This window comes from Ruegeria spongiae, assembly GCF_023502395.1.
Classification (GTDB): Bacteria; Pseudomonadota; Alphaproteobacteria; order Rhodobacterales; family Rhodobacteraceae; genus Ruegeria_C; species Ruegeria_C spongiae.
Window position 1 is genome coordinate 47,356 of sequence record NZ_JAMFMB010000006.1, and the last position, 17,637, is coordinate 64,992.

At 63.6% G+C, this 17,637-nt stretch carries 17 protein-coding genes; 7 read left to right on the forward strand and 10 right to left on the reverse strand.

The annotated features are described in order from the left end of the window. Positions 1 to 77 precede the first annotated feature (77 nt). Positions 78 to 1,850: an SLC13 family permease gene (locus M3P21_RS06545; protein WP_249707856.1), complete on the forward strand. Its 1,773-nt coding sequence runs from the start codon at positions 78 to 80 to the stop codon at positions 1,848 to 1,850. 16 nt (positions 1,851 to 1,866) lie between these two features. On the opposite strand, the gene M3P21_RS06550 is transcribed toward M3P21_RS06545, so the two are convergent. Next, on the reverse strand, positions 1,867 to 2,487 hold the full coding sequence (locus M3P21_RS06550) for an HAD family hydrolase (protein WP_249707857.1): 621 nt from the start codon (positions 2,485 to 2,487) through the stop codon (positions 1,867 to 1,869). Between the two features lie 107 nt (positions 2,488 to 2,594). Here M3P21_RS06550 and M3P21_RS06555 point away from each other — a divergent pair, with 107 nt between their 5' ends. Together M3P21_RS06555 and M3P21_RS06560 are read left to right on the forward strand one after the other, a co-directional pair. Continuing rightward, positions 2,595 to 3,329 carry a glutamine amidotransferase gene (locus tag M3P21_RS06555; RefSeq protein ID WP_249707859.1) on the forward strand — a complete coding sequence of 245 codons (735 nt, stop codon included), beginning with the start codon at positions 2,595 to 2,597 and terminating at the stop codon, positions 3,327 to 3,329. A 73-nt stretch (positions 3,330 to 3,402) separates the two neighbouring features. After that, entirely contained in the window at positions 3,403 to 4,260 is an 858-nt protein-coding gene (locus M3P21_RS06560; protein ID WP_249707861.1) for a bile acid:sodium symporter family protein, read from the forward strand. A gap of 78 nt (positions 4,261 to 4,338) precedes the next feature. Here M3P21_RS06560 and M3P21_RS06565 read toward each other — a convergent pair whose 3' ends face one another. After that, a complete protein-coding gene (locus M3P21_RS06565; RefSeq protein WP_249707864.1) occupies positions 4,339 to 5,076 on the reverse strand; it encodes a YbaY family lipoprotein in 738 nt (245 codons plus the stop codon). Positions 5,077 to 5,182: 106 nt separating this feature from the next. After that, complete coding sequence (locus M3P21_RS06570; RefSeq protein ID WP_249707867.1) at positions 5,183 to 6,961, reverse strand: SLC13 family permease; 1,779 nt, start codon at positions 6,959 to 6,961, stop codon at positions 5,183 to 5,185. A 217-nt stretch (positions 6,962 to 7,178) separates the two neighbouring features. On the opposite strand from M3P21_RS06570, the gene M3P21_RS06575 reads away from it, so the two are divergent. Further along, positions 7,179 to 8,237, forward strand: coding sequence for an aminoglycoside phosphotransferase family protein (locus M3P21_RS06575; RefSeq protein WP_249707869.1), 1,059 nt, complete (start codon positions 7,179 to 7,181; stop codon positions 8,235 to 8,237). Between the two features lie 8 nt (positions 8,238 to 8,245). Here M3P21_RS06575 and M3P21_RS06580 read toward each other — a convergent pair whose 3' ends face one another. After that, positions 8,246 to 9,058, reverse strand: a complete 813-nt coding sequence (locus M3P21_RS06580) for a TIGR00282 family metallophosphoesterase (protein WP_249707871.1) — start codon at positions 9,056 to 9,058, stop codon at positions 8,246 to 8,248. Between the two features lie 81 nt (positions 9,059 to 9,139). Between M3P21_RS06580 and M3P21_RS06585 the strand changes: the two genes are divergently transcribed. After that, on the forward strand, positions 9,140 to 9,367 hold the full coding sequence (locus M3P21_RS06585) for a putative hemolysin (RefSeq protein ID WP_249707874.1): 228 nt from the start codon (positions 9,140 to 9,142) through the stop codon (positions 9,365 to 9,367). A gap of 5 nt (positions 9,368 to 9,372) precedes the next feature. On the opposite strand, the gene M3P21_RS06590 is transcribed toward M3P21_RS06585, so the two are convergent. Then, the gene (locus M3P21_RS06590; protein WP_249707879.1) at positions 9,373 to 9,933 is read right to left on the reverse strand and encodes a 5-formyltetrahydrofolate cyclo-ligase; all 561 of its coding nucleotides are present in this window, start codon (positions 9,931 to 9,933) and stop codon (positions 9,373 to 9,375) included. Then, the gene (mgtE, locus tag M3P21_RS06595; protein ID WP_249707880.1) at positions 9,930 to 11,324 is read right to left on the reverse strand and encodes a magnesium transporter; all 1,395 of its coding nucleotides are present in this window, start codon (positions 11,322 to 11,324) and stop codon (positions 9,930 to 9,932) included. Before mgtE ends, M3P21_RS06590 begins: the two co-directional genes overlap by 4 nt. Positions 11,325 to 11,458: 134 nt before the next feature. On the opposite strand from mgtE, the gene guaD reads away from it, so the two are divergent. Then, positions 11,459 to 12,757: a guanine deaminase gene (gene guaD, locus M3P21_RS06600; RefSeq protein WP_249707881.1), complete on the forward strand. Its 1,299-nt coding sequence runs from the start codon at positions 11,459 to 11,461 to the stop codon at positions 12,755 to 12,757. Positions 12,758 to 12,766: 9 nt separating this feature from the next. Here guaD and M3P21_RS06605 read toward each other — a convergent pair whose 3' ends face one another. From M3P21_RS06605 to M3P21_RS06615, 3 genes are all read right to left on the reverse strand, one after another. Further along, positions 12,767 to 14,113 carry an 8-oxoguanine deaminase gene (locus M3P21_RS06605; RefSeq protein ID WP_249707882.1) on the reverse strand — a complete coding sequence of 449 codons (1,347 nt, stop codon included), beginning with the start codon at positions 14,111 to 14,113 and terminating at the stop codon, positions 12,767 to 12,769. A gap of 103 nt (positions 14,114 to 14,216) precedes the next feature. Further along, on the reverse strand, positions 14,217 to 15,008 hold the full coding sequence (gene hisN / locus M3P21_RS06610; RefSeq protein ID WP_249707883.1) for a histidinol-phosphatase: 792 nt from the start codon (positions 15,006 to 15,008) through the stop codon (positions 14,217 to 14,219). Between the two features lie 52 nt (positions 15,009 to 15,060). Continuing rightward, the gene (locus M3P21_RS06615; RefSeq protein WP_249707884.1) at positions 15,061 to 15,432 is read right to left on the reverse strand and encodes a helix-turn-helix domain-containing protein; all 372 of its coding nucleotides are present in this window, start codon (positions 15,430 to 15,432) and stop codon (positions 15,061 to 15,063) included. A 343-nt stretch (positions 15,433 to 15,775) separates the two neighbouring features. Between M3P21_RS06615 and M3P21_RS06620 the strand changes: the two genes are divergently transcribed. After that, positions 15,776 to 16,735: an NADPH:quinone oxidoreductase family protein gene (locus tag M3P21_RS06620; protein ID WP_249707888.1), complete on the forward strand. Its 960-nt coding sequence runs from the start codon at positions 15,776 to 15,778 to the stop codon at positions 16,733 to 16,735. A 16-nt stretch (positions 16,736 to 16,751) separates the two neighbouring features. On the opposite strand, the gene M3P21_RS06625 is transcribed toward M3P21_RS06620, so the two are convergent. Then, positions 16,752 to 17,630 carry a LysR family transcriptional regulator gene (locus tag M3P21_RS06625; protein ID WP_249707890.1) on the reverse strand — a complete coding sequence of 293 codons (879 nt, stop codon included), beginning with the start codon at positions 17,628 to 17,630 and terminating at the stop codon, positions 16,752 to 16,754. Positions 17,631 to 17,637 lie beyond the last annotated feature (7 nt).

The window sequence follows — 17,637 nt, forward strand, 5'->3', positions numbered from 1 at the left end:
CGATCATATAGACCCTTGCGGGCAAAAGGATCAAGGGACCGGCTTGCCCGCGCGCCGCCCATGCCTATGGTGGCAGCATGACTTTGGATCAGATGATATTGTTCGGATTGTTCATCGGGGTCTTCGGTATGCTGCTCTGGGGCCGCTACCGCTATGATCTGGTTGCCTTTTCCGCCTTACTCATTGGCGTTGTGCTGGGCGTTGTCCCGGTCAAGGACGCGTTCTCGGGCTTTGGTCACCCCGCCACCGTGGTGGTGGCGCTGGTGCTGGTGGTCTCGGCCGGGCTGGTGCGATCAGGGGCGGTGTTCCTGATCACCCGCACGCTGGTGGATTCGGGCCGTAAACTGGGCACCCATATCGCGCTGATGGGCGGGATCGGCGCGGTGCTGTCGGCGTTCATGAACAATGTGGCCGCGCTGGCGCTGCTGATGCCGGTCGATATCCAGACCGCCCGCAAGGCGGGCCGCGCGCCGGGTCTGTCGCTGATGCCGCTCAGCTTCGCGACCATCCTGGGCGGCATGGCCACGCTGATCGGCACACCGCCCAACATCATCATCGCCTCGATCCGCGAGCAGGCGGTGGGTACGCCCTATCACATGTTCGATTTCGCTCCGGTGGGTGGGCTCGCCGCGCTGGCCGGGCTGGCTTTTGTTGCTCTGGTCGGCTGGCGCCTGATCCCGGACCGGGGCGCCGAAGCTGATACCGCAACCGCGCTGGCGGACTACATCGCCGAACTGACCATCCCAGAGGAGTCACCCCATATCGGCAAGCGACTGGCCGAGTTCTACGATACCGCAGACCAGTCGGATGTGGCCATCATCGGCCTGATCCGCGACGGCAAACGCCGCTATGGCCGCGCCGCGAACACGCTGCTGCGGGCGGGCGATGCGCTGGTGCTGGAGGCCAAGCCCGAAGCGCTGGACGAATTTCGCGCAGCCCTGACGCTGGATTTCTCGGACGCGCAGCGGCAGGAATTGCTGACCGCTTCAGGCGACGGGCTGGAGATCACCGAGGTGGTCGCCCCCGAAGGCGCGCGGATCACCGGGCGCACGGCGCAGGGCATCGGGCTGGCCTGGCGGCAAAGCACGCTGCTGATGGGCATTTCGCGCCAGGGCAAGCGAATCCTGCACCAGGTGCGCAAGACCGAGGTCGAGCCGGGCGACATCCTGCTGCTGCTCTGCCCACGCGACAGGACCGCCGACGTCACCGACTGGCTGGGCTGCCTGCCATTGGCCGAACGCGGATTGTCCGTAACCGCCAATGACAAGGTCTGGCTGGCTATCGGGCTGTTTGCGGCGGCGGTTCTGGCGGCCAGCGTCGGGCTGATCTACCTGCCCGTCGCGCTGGGGCTGGTGGTGGTGGCTTATGTGCTGACCCGCATCCTTCCCATCGCGGAGCTTTATGATCACATCGAATGGCCGGTGGTGATCCTGCTGGGGTCGATGATCCCGCTGGGCGCGGCACTGGATAGCTCGGGCGGGACGGAATTGATCGCCGGAGCCCTGATCCAGTTCACCGACGGTCTTCCGGCCTGGGCCATCCTGACGGTGCTGATGATCGTGACCATGACGCTGTCGGACGTGCTCAACAACACGGCCACCACCATCGTCGCCGCCCCGGTCGGCATCCAGATGGCCAGCACGCTGGGCGTCTCGCCCGACCCGTTCCTGATGGCCGTGGCAGTGGCCGCCTCGGCGGCTTTCCTGACGCCGATCGGCCACAAGAACAACACGCTGATCCTTGGCCCCGGCGGCTACCGGTTTGGCGATTACTGGCGCATGGGGCTGCCGCTGGAGATACTGGTTGTCGCGGTCTCGATCCCGGCAATCCTTGTGTTCTGGCCAATGTGAGGCAGCGCACCCAGGCTCACAAATACTCCGCTCGCAGCTGGCCCAGAATGTCACCCCTGCTGTCATCCGAAAAGAAATGAGCCTGCCATCCCATTGCGCGCGCCGCTTCGACGCTGGCCTGATAGTCATCGATCAGAATCATCCGACCGGGTGCCACATCCAGTGTTTCGGTGATCCGTGCATAAAACGCCGGAAAGGGTTTGCGCACGCCCATCCTGCCCGAGGCAAAGACATGCGCGACCCGATCGGCAAAGCCCATTTCGGTTTCGATATATCGTGCGCGGCGGGCTTCGTTGTTGGTTGCGATGACGTGCCTGACCCCTCTGGCCGACAGCGCCGCCTGCACCTTCAGAACTTCGGCATCCGGCAAGGCATCATTGCTGAACCAATAGTCCAGCAATGCGTCCGGACCCGGAGCGAACCCGACCCGGTCAGCCCAAGAGGCCACGCGATCCCGCAAATCCTCCTGCCCTGTGATGATCCGGTCAAAATCATCGGCAAAGACATGTTTGGTGAACACCTCCAGCGACTGCCCGAGATCACGCTCAAAGTTCTCGGCCCATAAAAACACGCCGTCGCGGATGTTCCGGTTCAGAACGCCATCGAAATCCCAGGCGATGATAGGGGGCTCGGCCATATCACTCTCCGTCACGTGCAGAACGCTCAGACTAACGCCGGCCCATCTGAAAGCAAGCCGCCCCATGGGCGTTGCCAATACCGGCCATATCGCGCTAAAGCCCGGGCATGAAACGCTTTCTGATCCTGCAATTGCGCCCCGAACATGATGCGGCAGATGCCGAGTTCGCCTCGATCCTGCACAAATGCGATCTGGCCGAGGACCGCACCCACCGCATCCGGCTGGATTGCGAGGCGCTGCCCGAATGGTTGCAGGTGGCCGATTATGCCGGGGTCATCGTTGGTGGCGGGCCGGGATGCGTCAGCGACGATCCGGCCTCCAAACCCGCGCTTGAGGCACGGATCGAGGCACAGGTGATGGGGTTGATGCCCCAGATCATCGAACAGGATCACCCCTTCATGGGCTGCTGTTACGGGCTTGGTGTTCTGGCGGCTCATCTGGGTGGCGACGTCAGCAAGGCGCGCTATGGCGAGCCTGTCGGCCCGTCGCATTGTGCGCTGACAGCCGACGGCATGTCCGACCCGCTCACCGCCGGGCTGAAGCCGGAATTCGAGGCCTTTGTCGGCCACAAGGAAGCGGTGCAGCTCCTGCCGCCGGGCTGCGTGCATCTGGTCCGTTCTGAGGCCTGCCCGATCCAGATGATCCGCCATGGCGACAACGTCTATGCCACGCAGTTCCACCCCGAGGCGGATGCGAATGACTTCGAGCAGCGGATCAGGATCTACAAGGATTACGGCTATTTCCCGCCCTCCGACGCCGAACGGCTGATCGGGGAATGCAAGGCGGCCCAAGTGACCGAACCCGGAGAAATCCTGCGCCGTTTCGCCAAAAGATATGAATAACCTTACGGCACACCCCGTTGCCTGACCGCCCCACCCTCCTCTAGCTTCGCCAGAACCCAAAGGGAGGAGCAGTTTGGATTTTCTGATCAATGTGGGCCTGCCACTGTCACTGGCCATCATCATGCTGTCACTGGGCATCGGCCTTGAGATTGCGGATTTTCGCCGCGTGCTGACGCGGAAATACGCCTTTGCCATAGGGGCCGTCAGCCAGGTGATCCTGCTGCCGCTCACCGCTTTCGCCATCGCGCATCTGTTTGGCCTGCCGCCGCAGATCGCGGCGGGCTTCATGCTGCTGTCGTTCTGCCCCGGTGGCGTGACCACCAACATCCTGTCGAAACTGGCCAAGGGCGATGTGGCACTGTCAGTATCGCTGACGGCGATCATCAGCCTGCTCTCGATGCTGACCATCCCGGTTCTGGCCGCCTGGTCGGTGGGTTATTTCCTGGGCGAGCAGGCCCCCGAGGTGTCGATCACCGGGCTGGCAATCGCGATGTTCCTGATCACCACCCTGCCGGTTGTGATCGGGGTTGCGATCCGGGCGGCGGCGCCGGGTTTTGCGTTTCGAATCGATAAGGCGCTTTCGTTTCTTGCCACCGCCCTCTTCGTCCTGATCGTTCTTGCGGCGGTGGCCGGAAACTGGCGGATGCTGGTCGACAATCTGGGAACCATGGGCATTGGCCTGGTCTCGCTCAATGTTGTGCTGCTGGTTCTGGGTCTGGCACTTGGCAGCCTTGCCGGGCTGACCTGGCAAGAGACCAAGACCATCTCGATCGAAACCGGCATCCAGAATTCGACGCTCGGCATCACGCTGGCGGCGCTGATCACCGGCACCACGACCGGGTTCAGTGCGCTGGCGCTGCCATCCGCTGTGTATGGCATCACCATGTATGTGGTCTCGATCCCGGTCATTCTGTGGTATCGCAGCCGCTGAGCTACAGCCGGATCACCGCCAGCGACCCGGGTCGCTGGCGGTGCGCGATCTGTTCCGCAACACGGCTCGGCAGACGCATTATGGGATGCGGGTCAGCCGCATCACCGTGTCGCCGGACGCGCCGGTCAGCGCCAGCAGATCGCCATTGACCACATAACCGGTGGTGCGGGTCAGCCCGTTGAGGAACTGCTGTTCCACCGCGTCCTGTTCCGGCGGGCAAGCCATCAGCGTACCGGCCATATTGTCAGGGAAATCAATCGAACGCGCGCCGATCTCTGCGGCACCGACAAAGCGGTTGCACCCGCCCGTGGCACCAAATTGCCCGTCCTCGGCAAACGCGATCTCGGGCTTTTTCTCGGCCGTCACCAGGGCGCCTGCCATCTCACTGACCTGCCATTTGCTGTTGTCCAGCGCCTGCGCCTGTTCAGGGCGCGAGGTCTTGACCAGCACCATGTCCACCGTGTTGGTGCCGCCCCGCGTCAGCACCGGATGTACGGTATCGCTGGTGAACAGCAGCTGCTCCTCCAGCAGGATCGACGCCTCGACCGCGTAGCTGTGGCTGTCTTTGATCAGGGCCTCGTCATAGCTCAGCGTGAAATCCGCAGGCACGCCCGCCAGCGCATAGCGCATCGCCGACAGTTCGACCGCCGCCGTATCGGCGCGCGAGATATCGACCAGCTTGACCTGCAACACCGCCCCCGGCGGCACGGCGATCCGTTCTCTGTAGGTGGCCGTCCCCTCGATGGTGCCCGCCATCGCGGCAGTTCCAAGTGTTGCGCTGGCCAGCAGCGCGGCCATCAGACCCCGAAACAACATCTTGCTCATCCTTTCCCGATGCGACGCGCCTTCAAGATCGGCGCGGCATGCGTGATTTCAAGCGACGAATGACGAGACTGGCCGAATAGCGCTCAACTTTGGCGGGTCAGAAGGGCCAGATAAACGGGATCACCAGCGAGGCCAGCAGCCCGACACTCAGGTTCAGCGGAATGCCGACGCGCATGAAGTCGGTGAAACGATAGCCGCCGGGGCCATAGACCATCATGTTGGTCTGATACCCGATCGGTGTCGCGAAAGAGGCCGAGGCCGCCACCATGACCGCCACGATCAGCGGCCGCGGATCGATGCCCATCGCACTGGCCAGACCGATGGCGATCGGCGTGACCACCACCGCCACCGCGTTGTTCGACACAAGCTCGGTCAGGACCGAGGTCAGCAGATAGACCGCCCAGACCACCAGGAAGGGTGGCATCATGCCCAGGAAAGGCGCACTCGCTTCGACGATCAGCTCCACCGCGCCCGAACTTTCCAGCGCCGCGCCGATGGCAAGCATGGCAAAGATCAGCGCCAGCAGGCGTCCGTCGACAAAAGAGAACGCCTCATCCGCGTCAATGCAGCGCGTCACCAGCACCACCGCCACCGCCATGATCGACAAGGGCAGGATCGGCGCCAGCCCAAGCGCCGCCAGCACCACCAGCCCCATCAGCGTGGCCACGGCGACAGGCGCGTGCCCCCGCCTGTAGGCCCGCGCCGAGGGGTGCGAGACATCGACCATGTCCATATCCGAGGCCAGCCGCTGGATATCTTCGGGCGCGCCCTCAAGCAGCAGCGTATCGCCCACCCGCACCACCAGTTCGTCCAGTTGCCGACCGATATTCTGGTTCCGGCGATGCACCGCCAGAACGTAAACGCCAAAGCGCCGCCGCAGCCGCAGCATACCCAGCGAGCGCCCGACCATGCGGCATCCCGGTGTGATCAGCACCTCGACCGTCGAGGTCTCGACCGCCGACACCTGGTCGACCCGCTTCAGTTCCTTGTTGCTCTGCAGGCTCAGCAATTCGGTCATCTGGGTGCGCAGAACCACGCGGTCGCCGACCCGCAATTCGATCCCCTTCAGATTGCGCCTGAGCGAGGCATCGCCCCGGATCACGTCGATCAGCCGCACGCCGGGGCGCTTGAAAAGCTGCACACCTGTGACTTCGCGGCCAATCAGGTTGCTGTCGGGGGGGATCACCGCCTCGGTGAAGAATTTCATCTTCGACTTGTCGCTCAGCAGCGTCGCCATGCTGTCACGGTCGGGCAGCAGCCTGGGCGCGATGAAGCGCAGATAGATCATGCCATAGATGACCAGGATGATGCCCAGCGGCGTGACCTCGAATATGGTGAACGGGGCCTGCCCCTGCGCGCGGGCCACCCCGTCGACCAGCAGGTTTGTCGAAGTGCCGATCAGGGTCAGGGTACCGCCCAAGATGGCGGCATAGCTCAGCGGAATCAGCAGTTTCGAGGCGGCAACGCCCAGCGTGCGGGCGATCTGCACAAAGACCGGGATCATCACCACCACCACCGGCGTGTTCGACACAAAAGCCGAGGCGATGACGACAAACCCCATCAGCAACCCGATGGCAAAACGCGGGTTCACCTTGGCCTGGCGCTGCGCTGTCGAGGTGAACGCATCCAGCGCCCCGGTGCGCACCAGCGCTCCCATGATGATGAACATGGCCGCGATGGTCCAGGGCGCGGGGTTCGCCAGAACCGGCAGCGCGGCCTGATAGGGCAGGATACCGGTCACCAGCATCAGCGCGACACCGCTGATCGCAACCACCTCGGTCGGGAAGGTCTCGCGCAGGAACATCACGAACATCCCCGCGACGATCAAAAGCGCCAGGATCGCGCTGGCGGTGTCGGAAAGCTGGAGAAATTGCATGGAGTCAGATCGTTGTCCGTAACCCGGCCCGAGGATGTGCCGGGTCGCAGTTTCCCGCATTGTGCAGGCCGGGGCAAGCCCGACCTGCACATTCCGCCGTGAGTGATGGTCGACCGTGGGCCGGACAGAGGGGCTTCCTTATATCTGTCCGGCCCGGCGAGCCTGACCCCTTCAACAAGCTCACCATTCCCGGTCTTGTTAGTGATATGGGATTCCCATGTGCCTCCGCACCGGCGGATTCGGTCAGAATATTCCGGTATCCGGCCAGTATGACCCCCGGCGGCGGCTTGCCATCGCAACCAGCCCCAACGATCATGACCCACAGATCCGGTGCGGAGGGGGCATGCAGCGCGACAGGTTCGAGAGTTTTGCGGCGGAAATACTGGCCCAGCTTGGCGAAACGCCGCGGCATGCCGGGTTTCTGGCACAAGGTTCGACCAGCCGGGTCTGGGAAATCTGGTCTGACCGGCGCGCCTATGTGCTGCGGGTCATCGAGGCCCCCGACCGCGCCCTGAGTGCCCCCGTCGACCGTTTCCTGCGCAAGTCGCTCAGCGACCGTGGCGGGCGGGTGGCCTGCCCGGTGCTGTCCTCAGACCAGACCGGCACGCTCTGGCAGGGCAACCCTTGGGTGCTGGAGCCGCTGCTGGTTGGCAGCCACCCTGCGCGCGGGGCGCTGCCCGCTCAGGTCAGCCGGGCGCTGGGGCAGACATTGGCCGCGTTGCATCAGGTGCCAGTGCACGGCTTCGGGCGTCCTGCGCGTATCGAGGGGGAGTGCATCCACGGTGCAACCTCCGATCCTGTTGTGGGTGTCTTGCAGCGCTTTGAACACCCGCTGTCGGCGCATTGGGCGCAGGGTCTCCTGCACCCCGCCTTTGCCGCAGCGCCGGAACTCGAAGCTGGCACGCGGGCGCTGCTGCACGAGGTTACCCGGCAGATGGCAGAGCAGCCACCGGTCCTGTGCCATACCGACCTGCATGAGCGACAATTGATCTGCGACGGTGACAGGCTTGTCGGCTTGCTCGACTTCGGTGACGCCACGCTTCTGGACCCGCATTGGGATCTGGGGTCTGTGCTGTATTTTCACGGGGATCGGAATTTCCGGCAGGTTTTCGAGGCGTATCAGGGCAGCGCCCGTCTCACACAGTGCCAACCCGACCTGGCGGCGGCGTTTTCGGTGGCGATTGCGCTGCACCATGCGGCGCGGTCACGGCTGCCCGGCAAGGAACACAGGCTTACGCGTGCGGTGGCGCATATCCGGCAGGTGATCGCCTGGTGATCACGGTCTCAGGGTTCGGCCTGTTCCAGACGACCCCCGATCCGGATCATGCGGACCTTCTGCGCCACGCCGCTGCGGTCGTCGGTCTCCAGATAGACGCCGGACAGCGTCGCCTCTCCGGTCGCGGGGGTAAAGCGCGCCTTGGGCATGCCGGTGAGAAAGCGGCGCATCGGCTCGGTTTTTTCCATGCCGATCACGGAATCATAATCGCCGCACATGCCCGCATCGCTGAGGTACCCGGTGCCGCCGGGCAGCACCTGCGCGTCGGCGGTGGGGATATGGGTATGGGTGCCCACGACCAGGCTTGCGCGCCCGTCGCAGAAATGCCCCATCGCCATCTTTTCCGAGGTCGCCTCGCAATGCATATCCACGATCACCGCCTGCGCCAGCCCACCGCGCGGATGCGATTTGAGCACTGGTTCAATCGCCGAAAACGGATCGTCAAAGGGGCGTTTCATGAACACCTGCCCCAGCACCTGCGTCACCAGCACCTTGCGCCCGCCCCGCGCATCGAACAGGCGATAACCCCGCCCCGGTGCGCCCTTGGCAAAGTTCAGAGGCCGGATCACCCGTGGCTCGCGTTCAATGAATTGCAACATGTCGCGCTGGTCGAAGGCGTGATCGCCCAGCGTCACGCAATCGGCGCCCGCCTCAAGCAGCAGCTTGGCATGATCGCCGGTCAGCCCCATGCCGTTCGAGGCATTCTCGCCATTGACCACGACGAAATCCAGCTTCCAGTCTTCGCGCAGACGCGGCAGATGCGTCTGCACCGCTGCCCGGCCCGCGCGGCCCATCACGTCACCAAGGAAAAGTATCTTCATGATTTTGGTCCTAAGTGTGGCGCATCCCGAGCGCAAGCGCTTAAGGTGATGCGACCCCCTGCGATTCACCGGAGTTCCCGCATGTCCCGTTTCCTGCTGATCCCTCTTGGCCTGACCACGCTCGCCGCCTGCGACCCGGCCCCACAGACCAAGCCGCAACTGGCCAACCCGGCGGCCACCTATTGCATCGAGACCGGCGCAAAATACGAGATCCGCGACAGCAATGACGGTCAGACCGGCATCTGCACCCTGCCCGATGGCACCGAGGTGGACGCCTGGGACTATTTCCGCGAGAACAATCCGGCCTGAGACCGTCAGCGAAAGCTCAGCACCCGGCTTTCGGTGACCAGCATGTCCAGCGGCTGATCTGTGGATTCAAGCGGCAGACCGTCAGCCTCCTGCGCGTCAAAGGCAAAGCCGATAGCCAGCGTGGCGCGTTTGGCGCGCAGGCCTTCCAGCGTGCGGTCATAGAACCCGCCGCCATAGCCCAGCCGACCGCCTTTCGCGTCGAAAGCGACCAATGGCACGATCAGGATCTCGGGGTCAAAATAATCATCCTCGAGCGGCACCTTCGCCCCGAACGGCCCGTCTCGCAGCGGGCCCTCAGGCACCCAGCGCGAAAAACGCAATGCCTGCCCCGCGCCCTGAATGACCGGAACGCCGACCGGCCCGTGTGCGGTGGCCTCGGCCATGGCGGGCAGCGGGTCGATCTCGGTCCGGATCGGCATGTAGCCCGAGAGCGGCACGCCGCGATAGCCCGCCAGCACCTCGGACAGCCGCCCCGCCGCGCCCGGCGGGCGAGCCTCGAACGCCAGTTTGCGGCGGGCGAAACCGGCTTTGCGCGCGGCGGCTTTAACCTCGTTCAAATCACTCATAGCAGCACCACTGAGGCCAGCCCGAGGAAGGTAAAGAATCCCATCACATCGGTGGTTGTCGTCACAAAAGTCCCCGAGGCCAGGGCCGGATCGACCCCCATCCGGTCCAGCAGCACCGGCGCTGCGGTGCCCGCAAGCCCGGCCACCACCATGTTGATGATCAGCGCTGTGCCAATCACCACGCCCAGCATGGGCGAGGCGAACCACAGCATACCCACCAGGCCCAACACGATGGCAAAGCACAGCCCGTTCAGCATCCCCACCGTCACCTCGCGCCGGATCACCCGCCACACGTTTGATCCGGTCAGGTCCTTTGTGGCCAGCGCGCGCACCGCAACGGTCAGCGACTGGGTCCCGGCATTGCCCCCCATCGAGGCCACGATCGGCATCAGGATCGCCAGCGCCACCAGTTCGGCAATGGTTTCCTCGAACTGGGAAATCACCAGCGAGGCGCAGATTGCCGCGCACATGTTGACCGCCAGCCAGGGCAGACGGCGGCGGCTGGTCGCGGCGACACTGTCGGACAGCGAGCTTTCGTCGCTGACCCCGGCGAGACGCAGGATGTCTTCCTCGTGTTCCTCGTCCAGCACGATCATGGCGTCGTCGATGGTGATGACCCCCACCAGTCGGCCATCGGCATCCACCACCGGAGCCGAAATCAGGTGGTACTGGTTGAACGCATAGGCCACATCCTCTTCGTCCTGATCGACGGGGATGACCTGAAACTCTTCTTCGGCGATCTGCGTAAGCGGCACCTCGCGCTTCGCGCCCATCAGCTTGCCCAGCGCCACATTGCCCACGGGATGCATGCGCGGATCGACAAGAACCACGTGGTAGAACTGTTCCGGCAGGTCCTCGCTGCTGCGCATGAAGTCTATCGCATGGCCGACTTCCCAATGTTCGGGCGCCATGACCACCTCGCGCTGCATCAGGCGTCCGGCGGAATTCTCGGGATAGCTGAGCGCCTGTTCGACCGCGACCCGGTCGGCATCCTCCAGCGCGTCGAGGATCTGCTCCTGCTGCGGTTCCTCAAGATCCTCGACCAGATCGACCACATCGTCGCTTTCCAGCTCGCGCACCGCTTCGGCCAGAACATGCGGATGCAGGACGCTGATGACCTCTTCGCGCACCGATTCGTCGAGTTCCGACAGGATGTCGCCGTCGAATTCCTTGTCATAGAGCCGGATCAGGCGCGCCCGGTCATGGGCATTGATCTGTTCCAGAAGGTCGGCGATGTCGGCAGGGTGCAACGGCTCCATCAACGCGATAAGCTTGTCACGGTCCTGCACATCGACGGCATAAAGGATGGCCGAGACGAGCTTGCGATCAAGCTCATAGGAATCGTCATCGCGCTGCCAGTCGGAATCGGTTGAGATGTCGTCCGTGGTCATGCGCTGCCCTCTTTTGATTGGGGGCAAAATAGAAGAAGCATCTATGGGAAAACAATGAGAATGGCGCGATTTACCGAAAATTCACATGCACCTATTCTCTGATACGGCACAGATGGCGCGAAGTGAGGAAGAAAATGACGCAGGAAACGATCCTGAAGGGGCTTGTTCTGTCCTTCAACGGGTCTCCGTTCGACGGGGCCCCCGAAGACGCAGTTGATCTGCATGAGGCAGTGGTCCTGCGCGATGGCAAGATCGCCGCGCTTGGTACGGCGGAGGCGCTGACCTCCTCCCATCCGCAGGCAAGCGTCACCGATCATGGCGAAAAGCTGATACTGGCGGGGTTTGTCGACGCCCATGTGCATTATCCGCAGACCGCGATGATCGCCAGTTGGGGCAAGCGGCTGATCGACTGGCTGAACCTCTATACCTTCCCCGAAGAAATGAGGTTCGGATCACCCGACTACGCGATGGAGATCGCGACGCGCTATCTCGATATCACCGCCGCCCAGGGCACCACCACCATGTGCAGCTTCTGCACCATCCACCCCGAAAGCGTCGATGCCTTCTTTCTGGCCGCCAAGGCGCGTGGCCAGCGGGTGGTGGCGGGCAAGACCTGCATGGATCGCAACGCGCCCGACGGGCTGCGCGACACCGCCCGCGCCGCCTATGACCAGTCCAAGGCGCTGCTGGAGAAATGGCACGGGGTCGACCGGATATCTTACGCGATCACGCCGCGGTTCTCGCCCACCTCAACGCCCGAACAGCTTGAGGCAATGGGCGCGCTCTGGGCCGAGCACGCCGACTGCCTGATGCAGACCCATCTGAGCGAACAGACCGACGAGATCGACTGGGTGCGGTCGCTGTTCCCGGATGCGCGCGATTATCTCGACACCTACGAGGCGCATGGGCTGCTGGGCGCGAACGGGCTTTATGGCCACGCGATCCATCTGGAACCACGCGAGCGGGACCGGCTGCGCGAACATGGCGCGGCGCTGATCCATTGTCCGACCTCGAACACCTTCATCGGGTCAGGTCTGTTCGACATGGCCGGGCTGATGGATGAGGGTCAGCGCATCGGGCTGGCCACCGATACCGGCGGCGGGTCCAGTTTTTCGATGCTGCGCACAATGGCGGCGGCCTATGAGGTCGCGCAACTGCGTGGCACTGCCCTGCACCCGGCACAACTGCTGTGGCTGGCCACCGTCGGATCGGCGCGCAGCCTGCGGATGGACGATTGCATCGGCAATATCGCACCGGGGATGGAGGCGGATGTGGTCGTGCTCGACCTCGCCTCGACCCCTGCCATCGCCCAGCGCCATGTCGAGGCCGACCACCTGTGGGAGGCGGTGTTCCCCACCATCATGATGGGCGATGATCGCGCGATTACCGAGGTCTGGATCTGCGGCCGCAAGGTGACGCATCAGATGGGCTGAGCGGTGTGCTCACCCCGGCAGGCGCTCCCGTAGATTCTGCGCCAACTGGTTCTGCCGCTCAATCACACGGGGCAGATCGAGCGTGACCACATGGCCGTCGCGCACGATCTGTCGCCCTTCGACAAACAGGTGTTTGACCCGCGTGGGGCCCGCCAACAACAGCGCCGCCTTGTCCCAACTGCCGGCGCTTTCCACGCCGGACACATCCCAGATCGCGATATCGGCGCGCTTGCCGATGGCCAACTGCCCGCAATCGGGCCGGTTCAGCACCTCGGCCCCGCCGCGTGTGGCGATCTCCAGCGCTTCATAGGGTGACATCGCATCCGCCCCATTGCTGACCCGTTGCAGCAGCATCGCCTGTCGTGCTTCTGCCACCAGATTGCCCGCATCGTTGCTGGCCGAGCCGTCAACGCCCAGCCCCACCGGCACGCCCGCGTCCCGCATGGCGCGCACCGGTGCGATGCCGCTGCCCAGACGGCAATTGGAACAAGGGCAATGGGCCACGCCGGTTCGCGATCCGGCAAACAGCGCGATCTCGGCGCCGTCCAGCTTGACGCAATGGGCGTGCCAGACATCATCGCCGGTCCACCCCAGATCCTCGGCATATTGGCCCGGGCGGCAACCGAAATTCTCCAGTGAATACGCGATATCCTCATCATTTTCAGCCAGATGAGTGTGCAGCATCACCCCCTTGTCGCGCGCCAGCAACGCCGCCTCGCGCATCAGATCGCGGCTGACCGAGAAAGGCGAACAGGGGGCCAGCCCGACCCGGCACATCGACCCCTCGGCAGGATCGTGGAACGCGTCGATCACGCGGATCGAATCCTCAAGGATGCGCGCCTCCCGTTCGACCAGACTGTCGGGCGGCAGACCGCCGTCGCTTTCACCGATGCTCATTGCCCCGCGCGTCGGATGGAATCGCAGGCCGATTTCGGCGGCGGCGGCGATCGTGTCCTCCAACCGCGCGCCGTTGGGATAAAGGTAGAGATGGTCGGAACTGAGCGTGCAGCCGGACAGCGCCAGTTCCGCCAAGCCGACCTGGGCCGAGACATGAACCTCTTCCGGGCCAAACGCCGCCCAGATCGGATAAAGCCTGCGCAACCACCCGAATAGCAGCGCGTTTTCCGCGCCCGGGACCGCGCGGGTCAATGTCTGGTAGAGGTGGTGATGTGTGTTGATCAGGCCGGGTGTGACGACACAGCCCGCCGCCTCGATGATTTCGCCCTCGCTGTGAAGGCCTTCGCCAATCTCGGCAATGACACCATCCCGGACCCGCAAATCCGCGCCGTTCAGCGCGCGCCGGGCATCGTCCATGGTCAAAAGGGTCTCAGCCCCGCGTATCAGGAATTCGCTCATATCCACACTCCGTTTGCGCCCGCTTCATCAGAGTGTGAGGAGCCGGCGGAAAACGGGTCAAGAACCGACCTGATCCCAGCCTAGCGAGAGCCGGTTGCGCGGGTCAAGTGCGGCGCAGGATTTCCAGCGCCTTGGCGTGGATCTGCACATTGGCCGCCGCCAGCACCCGCCCGCCATTATGGGCCGGGTCACCCTGCCAGTCGGTGACCACGCCGCCCGCCGCCTGGATGACGGCGATGGGGGCCTGAATGTCATAAGGGTTCAGACTGGCTTCGATCACCAGATCAATCTGCCCCGCCGCCAGCAGCGCATAGGCATAACAATCCATCCCGTAACGGGTCAGCTTGACCTGCGCGGACACAGAGTGAAAGGCGCGGCCTTCCTCCGGCGTGCCGACCTCGGGAAAGGTGGTGAAAAGGACCGCGTCGGACAGGTCCGCCGTCGATCTTGTGCGCAGCCTGCGCGTGCCATGCGGACCGACAAGCTGTGCATGATCCCGATCACCTGAAAACCGTTCGCCGATATAGGGTTGGTCGACGATGCCCAGAAACGGGCCATCCGCATCCGACAGTGCGACCAGCACGCCCCAGGTTGGTGTCCCGCTGATAAAGCCGCGCGTCCCGTCAATCGGATCGAGCACCCATATCCGCCCACTGGAGCCCGGCGTTTCGCCGAATTCCTCGCCAAGGATGCCGTCATTTGGCCGATGTTGTGCCAAGACCGCGCGCATCGCCTGTTCGGCGGCGCGATCAGCAACCGTCACCGGATCAAACCCGGCATCAAGCTTGTTGTCGGCATCCAGATCGGCGCTGCGGAAATGAGGCAGGATTGCTGCCCGCGCGGCGTCGGCCGCGAGGTTCGCAACTTCGAGATCGGTTTGGTCAGCAGGTGTCATATGAGTGGAGTGCCACCCGCTGTCCTAAATATCAACAATCTTGAACGATTGATTATGCGACGTCGCTCAGCACACGGGCCAAGTCGAACAGCCTGCGGCGCTGGTTTTCCGGGATCGCATAATAAGACCGCACCAGATCCAGTGCTTCCTTGTCGCCCATCAGATCGGCAGGGACGTTCGGACGTTCCGGCGTTGTCTTATGCGCCTCGTCCAACCCCTCAAAGAAAAAGCTGACTGGCACGTCCAGCGATTCGGCGATGTCCCACAGGCGCGAGGCGCTGATCCGGTTGGCGCCGGTTTCGTATTTCTGGATCTGCTGAAACTTGATCCCGACCTGCTCGGCAAGCTGCTGCTGGGTCATTCCGATCAGCCAGCGGCGATGTCTGACGCGCTTGCCCACATGGACATCAACGGGATGGGTCATAGGTATCTCCTTTAATCTCCTTCGACGACCACCCGGACTCTGCTTATGGCGCCTCGACACTATCTAACTGTTAGCCGGCGCCATTTAAAAACGTCTAAACGTCCGTCATGCGCCCCAAAAACCGCACCTCAACACTGATGAAACCAGCATCTAGGTTGTACACAGCCCGGTTGATTCTCCCTGACTATACACACGTTCAGGGTTGAAACGTGAATTTTTTTTGGTTTCGGGAAGGTGCCGTAGGATCAACTTCGCGCGATCTTCGCTGCTGCATTGCCGCAACGCCGCGTTTGACACGGCGCGCAGGTGGCGGTTTATGCACTTCAGAACAAACGGAGTCCTCATGCGCGCCTATCAAGTCACCCGTTTCGACACACCTCCACAGTTCTGCGATGTTGCGCTTCCCGCACCCGGCCCCGGGCAGATCGCTGTCGATATTCGCGCCTGCGCGCTGAACTTTGCCGATCTGTTGATGATCAGGGGAACCTACCAGGAAACCCCCGAGCCGCCCTTTACGCTCGGCATGGAACTGGCGGGGGTGGTGACCGGGACCGGCGATGCGGTCGAGGGCTTCGAACGCGGCGACCGGGTCGCGGTCTATTCCGGCCAGGGCGGTTTGGCCGATCACGGGGTGTTTAACGCCGCCCGCGCCGTCAGGATGCCTGATGCGATGGGTTTCGAGGCCGCGGCTTCCGTGCTGGTTGCCTATGGAACGGGTCATCTGTCGCTTGTGCGCCGCGCACGCCTGCAACCGGGCGAGACGCTGCTGGTGACCGGGGCAGCCGGTGGCGTGGGCCTGACCGCCGTCGAAATTGGCGCAAAGATGGGCGCACGGGTGATCGCGCAGGCGCGCGGGGCCGAAAAGCTGGAGATTGCGCGCAAGGCCGGGGCCGAACATCTGATCGACGCCTCCGAAGACCTGCGCGAACGGGTGCTGCAGCTGGGCGGTGCGGATGTCGTCTATGAGACGATCGGCGGTGACGTGTTCCGCGCCGCCTTCCGCGCCACCCGGCCCGAAGGCCGCATCCTGCCCATCGGCTTTGCCGGTGGCGAGGTGCCACAGATCCCGGCCAATCACCTTCTGGTTAAGAACCTGACAGTGATCGGCGTCAATATCGGGGCCTATCTGAACGTCAACCCAAACGCGCTGCGCGAGAGCTTTATGCAGGTGCTGCGCTGGTGCGAGGCCGGAAACCTGCAACCCCATATCTCGCATGTATTGCCGCTGGCGGATGCGACCGAGGGGCTGCGCCTGCTGAAAGAACGCAAATCCACCGGCAAGGTCGTGATCTCAATGACGTAGCAGCCGCTATGCCGTTTCAGCCAACCGCCTTGAGCGGATGCGAGGCCGGGTTGCGAAAGACCTGGCGGATCATGTTGGCCAATTCCCCGACATAACCCTCGCGCACCCTGTCGGCGCCATAGAGGTTGATGTGTTGCCCCGGCAGGTCCGGCAGCGCGCCGCCGTGATCAATCACCTCCTGATGGGCCGGTTGTGTCCCTTCCAGCAACACGCCAACCGCCAGATCGGCGCTGACGGTCGCCTCGACGGTGCGATCCGAATCGCTGTCGACGCCCATCTCCCATTTGATCCCGGCATCATCCAGCGCCGCGGTCGCCGCAGTGCGGAAGATGCAGTTCCGGCAGAACCCGATGCGCAAAGGCTTTTTCCGCCAGACCGAGCCATTCAGCGCCCCGACCCAGCGCAGCGGCGTCTCCTGCAAGGTCTCCGCCCCCTCACCCGCAGGACCTTCGGTGGTCAGGATCAGGTCATAGGTGCCTTTGGCAAAAGCGGCCTTCAACTCGCGGGTGTTCGAGGTCACAAGATTGACGTTCACGCGGGGAAAGCTGGCATTGAACCGCTGCAGCACGCGCGGCACGAAGGGATGCACCACGTCATGGGGCACGCCCAGCATCACCTCGCCCTCAAACGCCTGATCGGTCAGCCGGCCGATCACCTCGTCATTCAAGGCCACCATCCGGCGCGCATAGCTCAGCAACTGTTCTCCCGACGCGGTCAGCGCGATGCCCCGGCCCGACCGGTCCAGCAGGTCCAGCCCCAAAAGCTCTTCCAACCGCTTGAGCTGCATCGAAACCGCCGATTGCGTCAGGTTCAAAAACCCTGCGGCGCGGGTCACGCCGCCATTGTCTGCCACGGCCACGAAAGAGCGCAGCGTGGTGATATCGAGATTTCTCATGTTCACG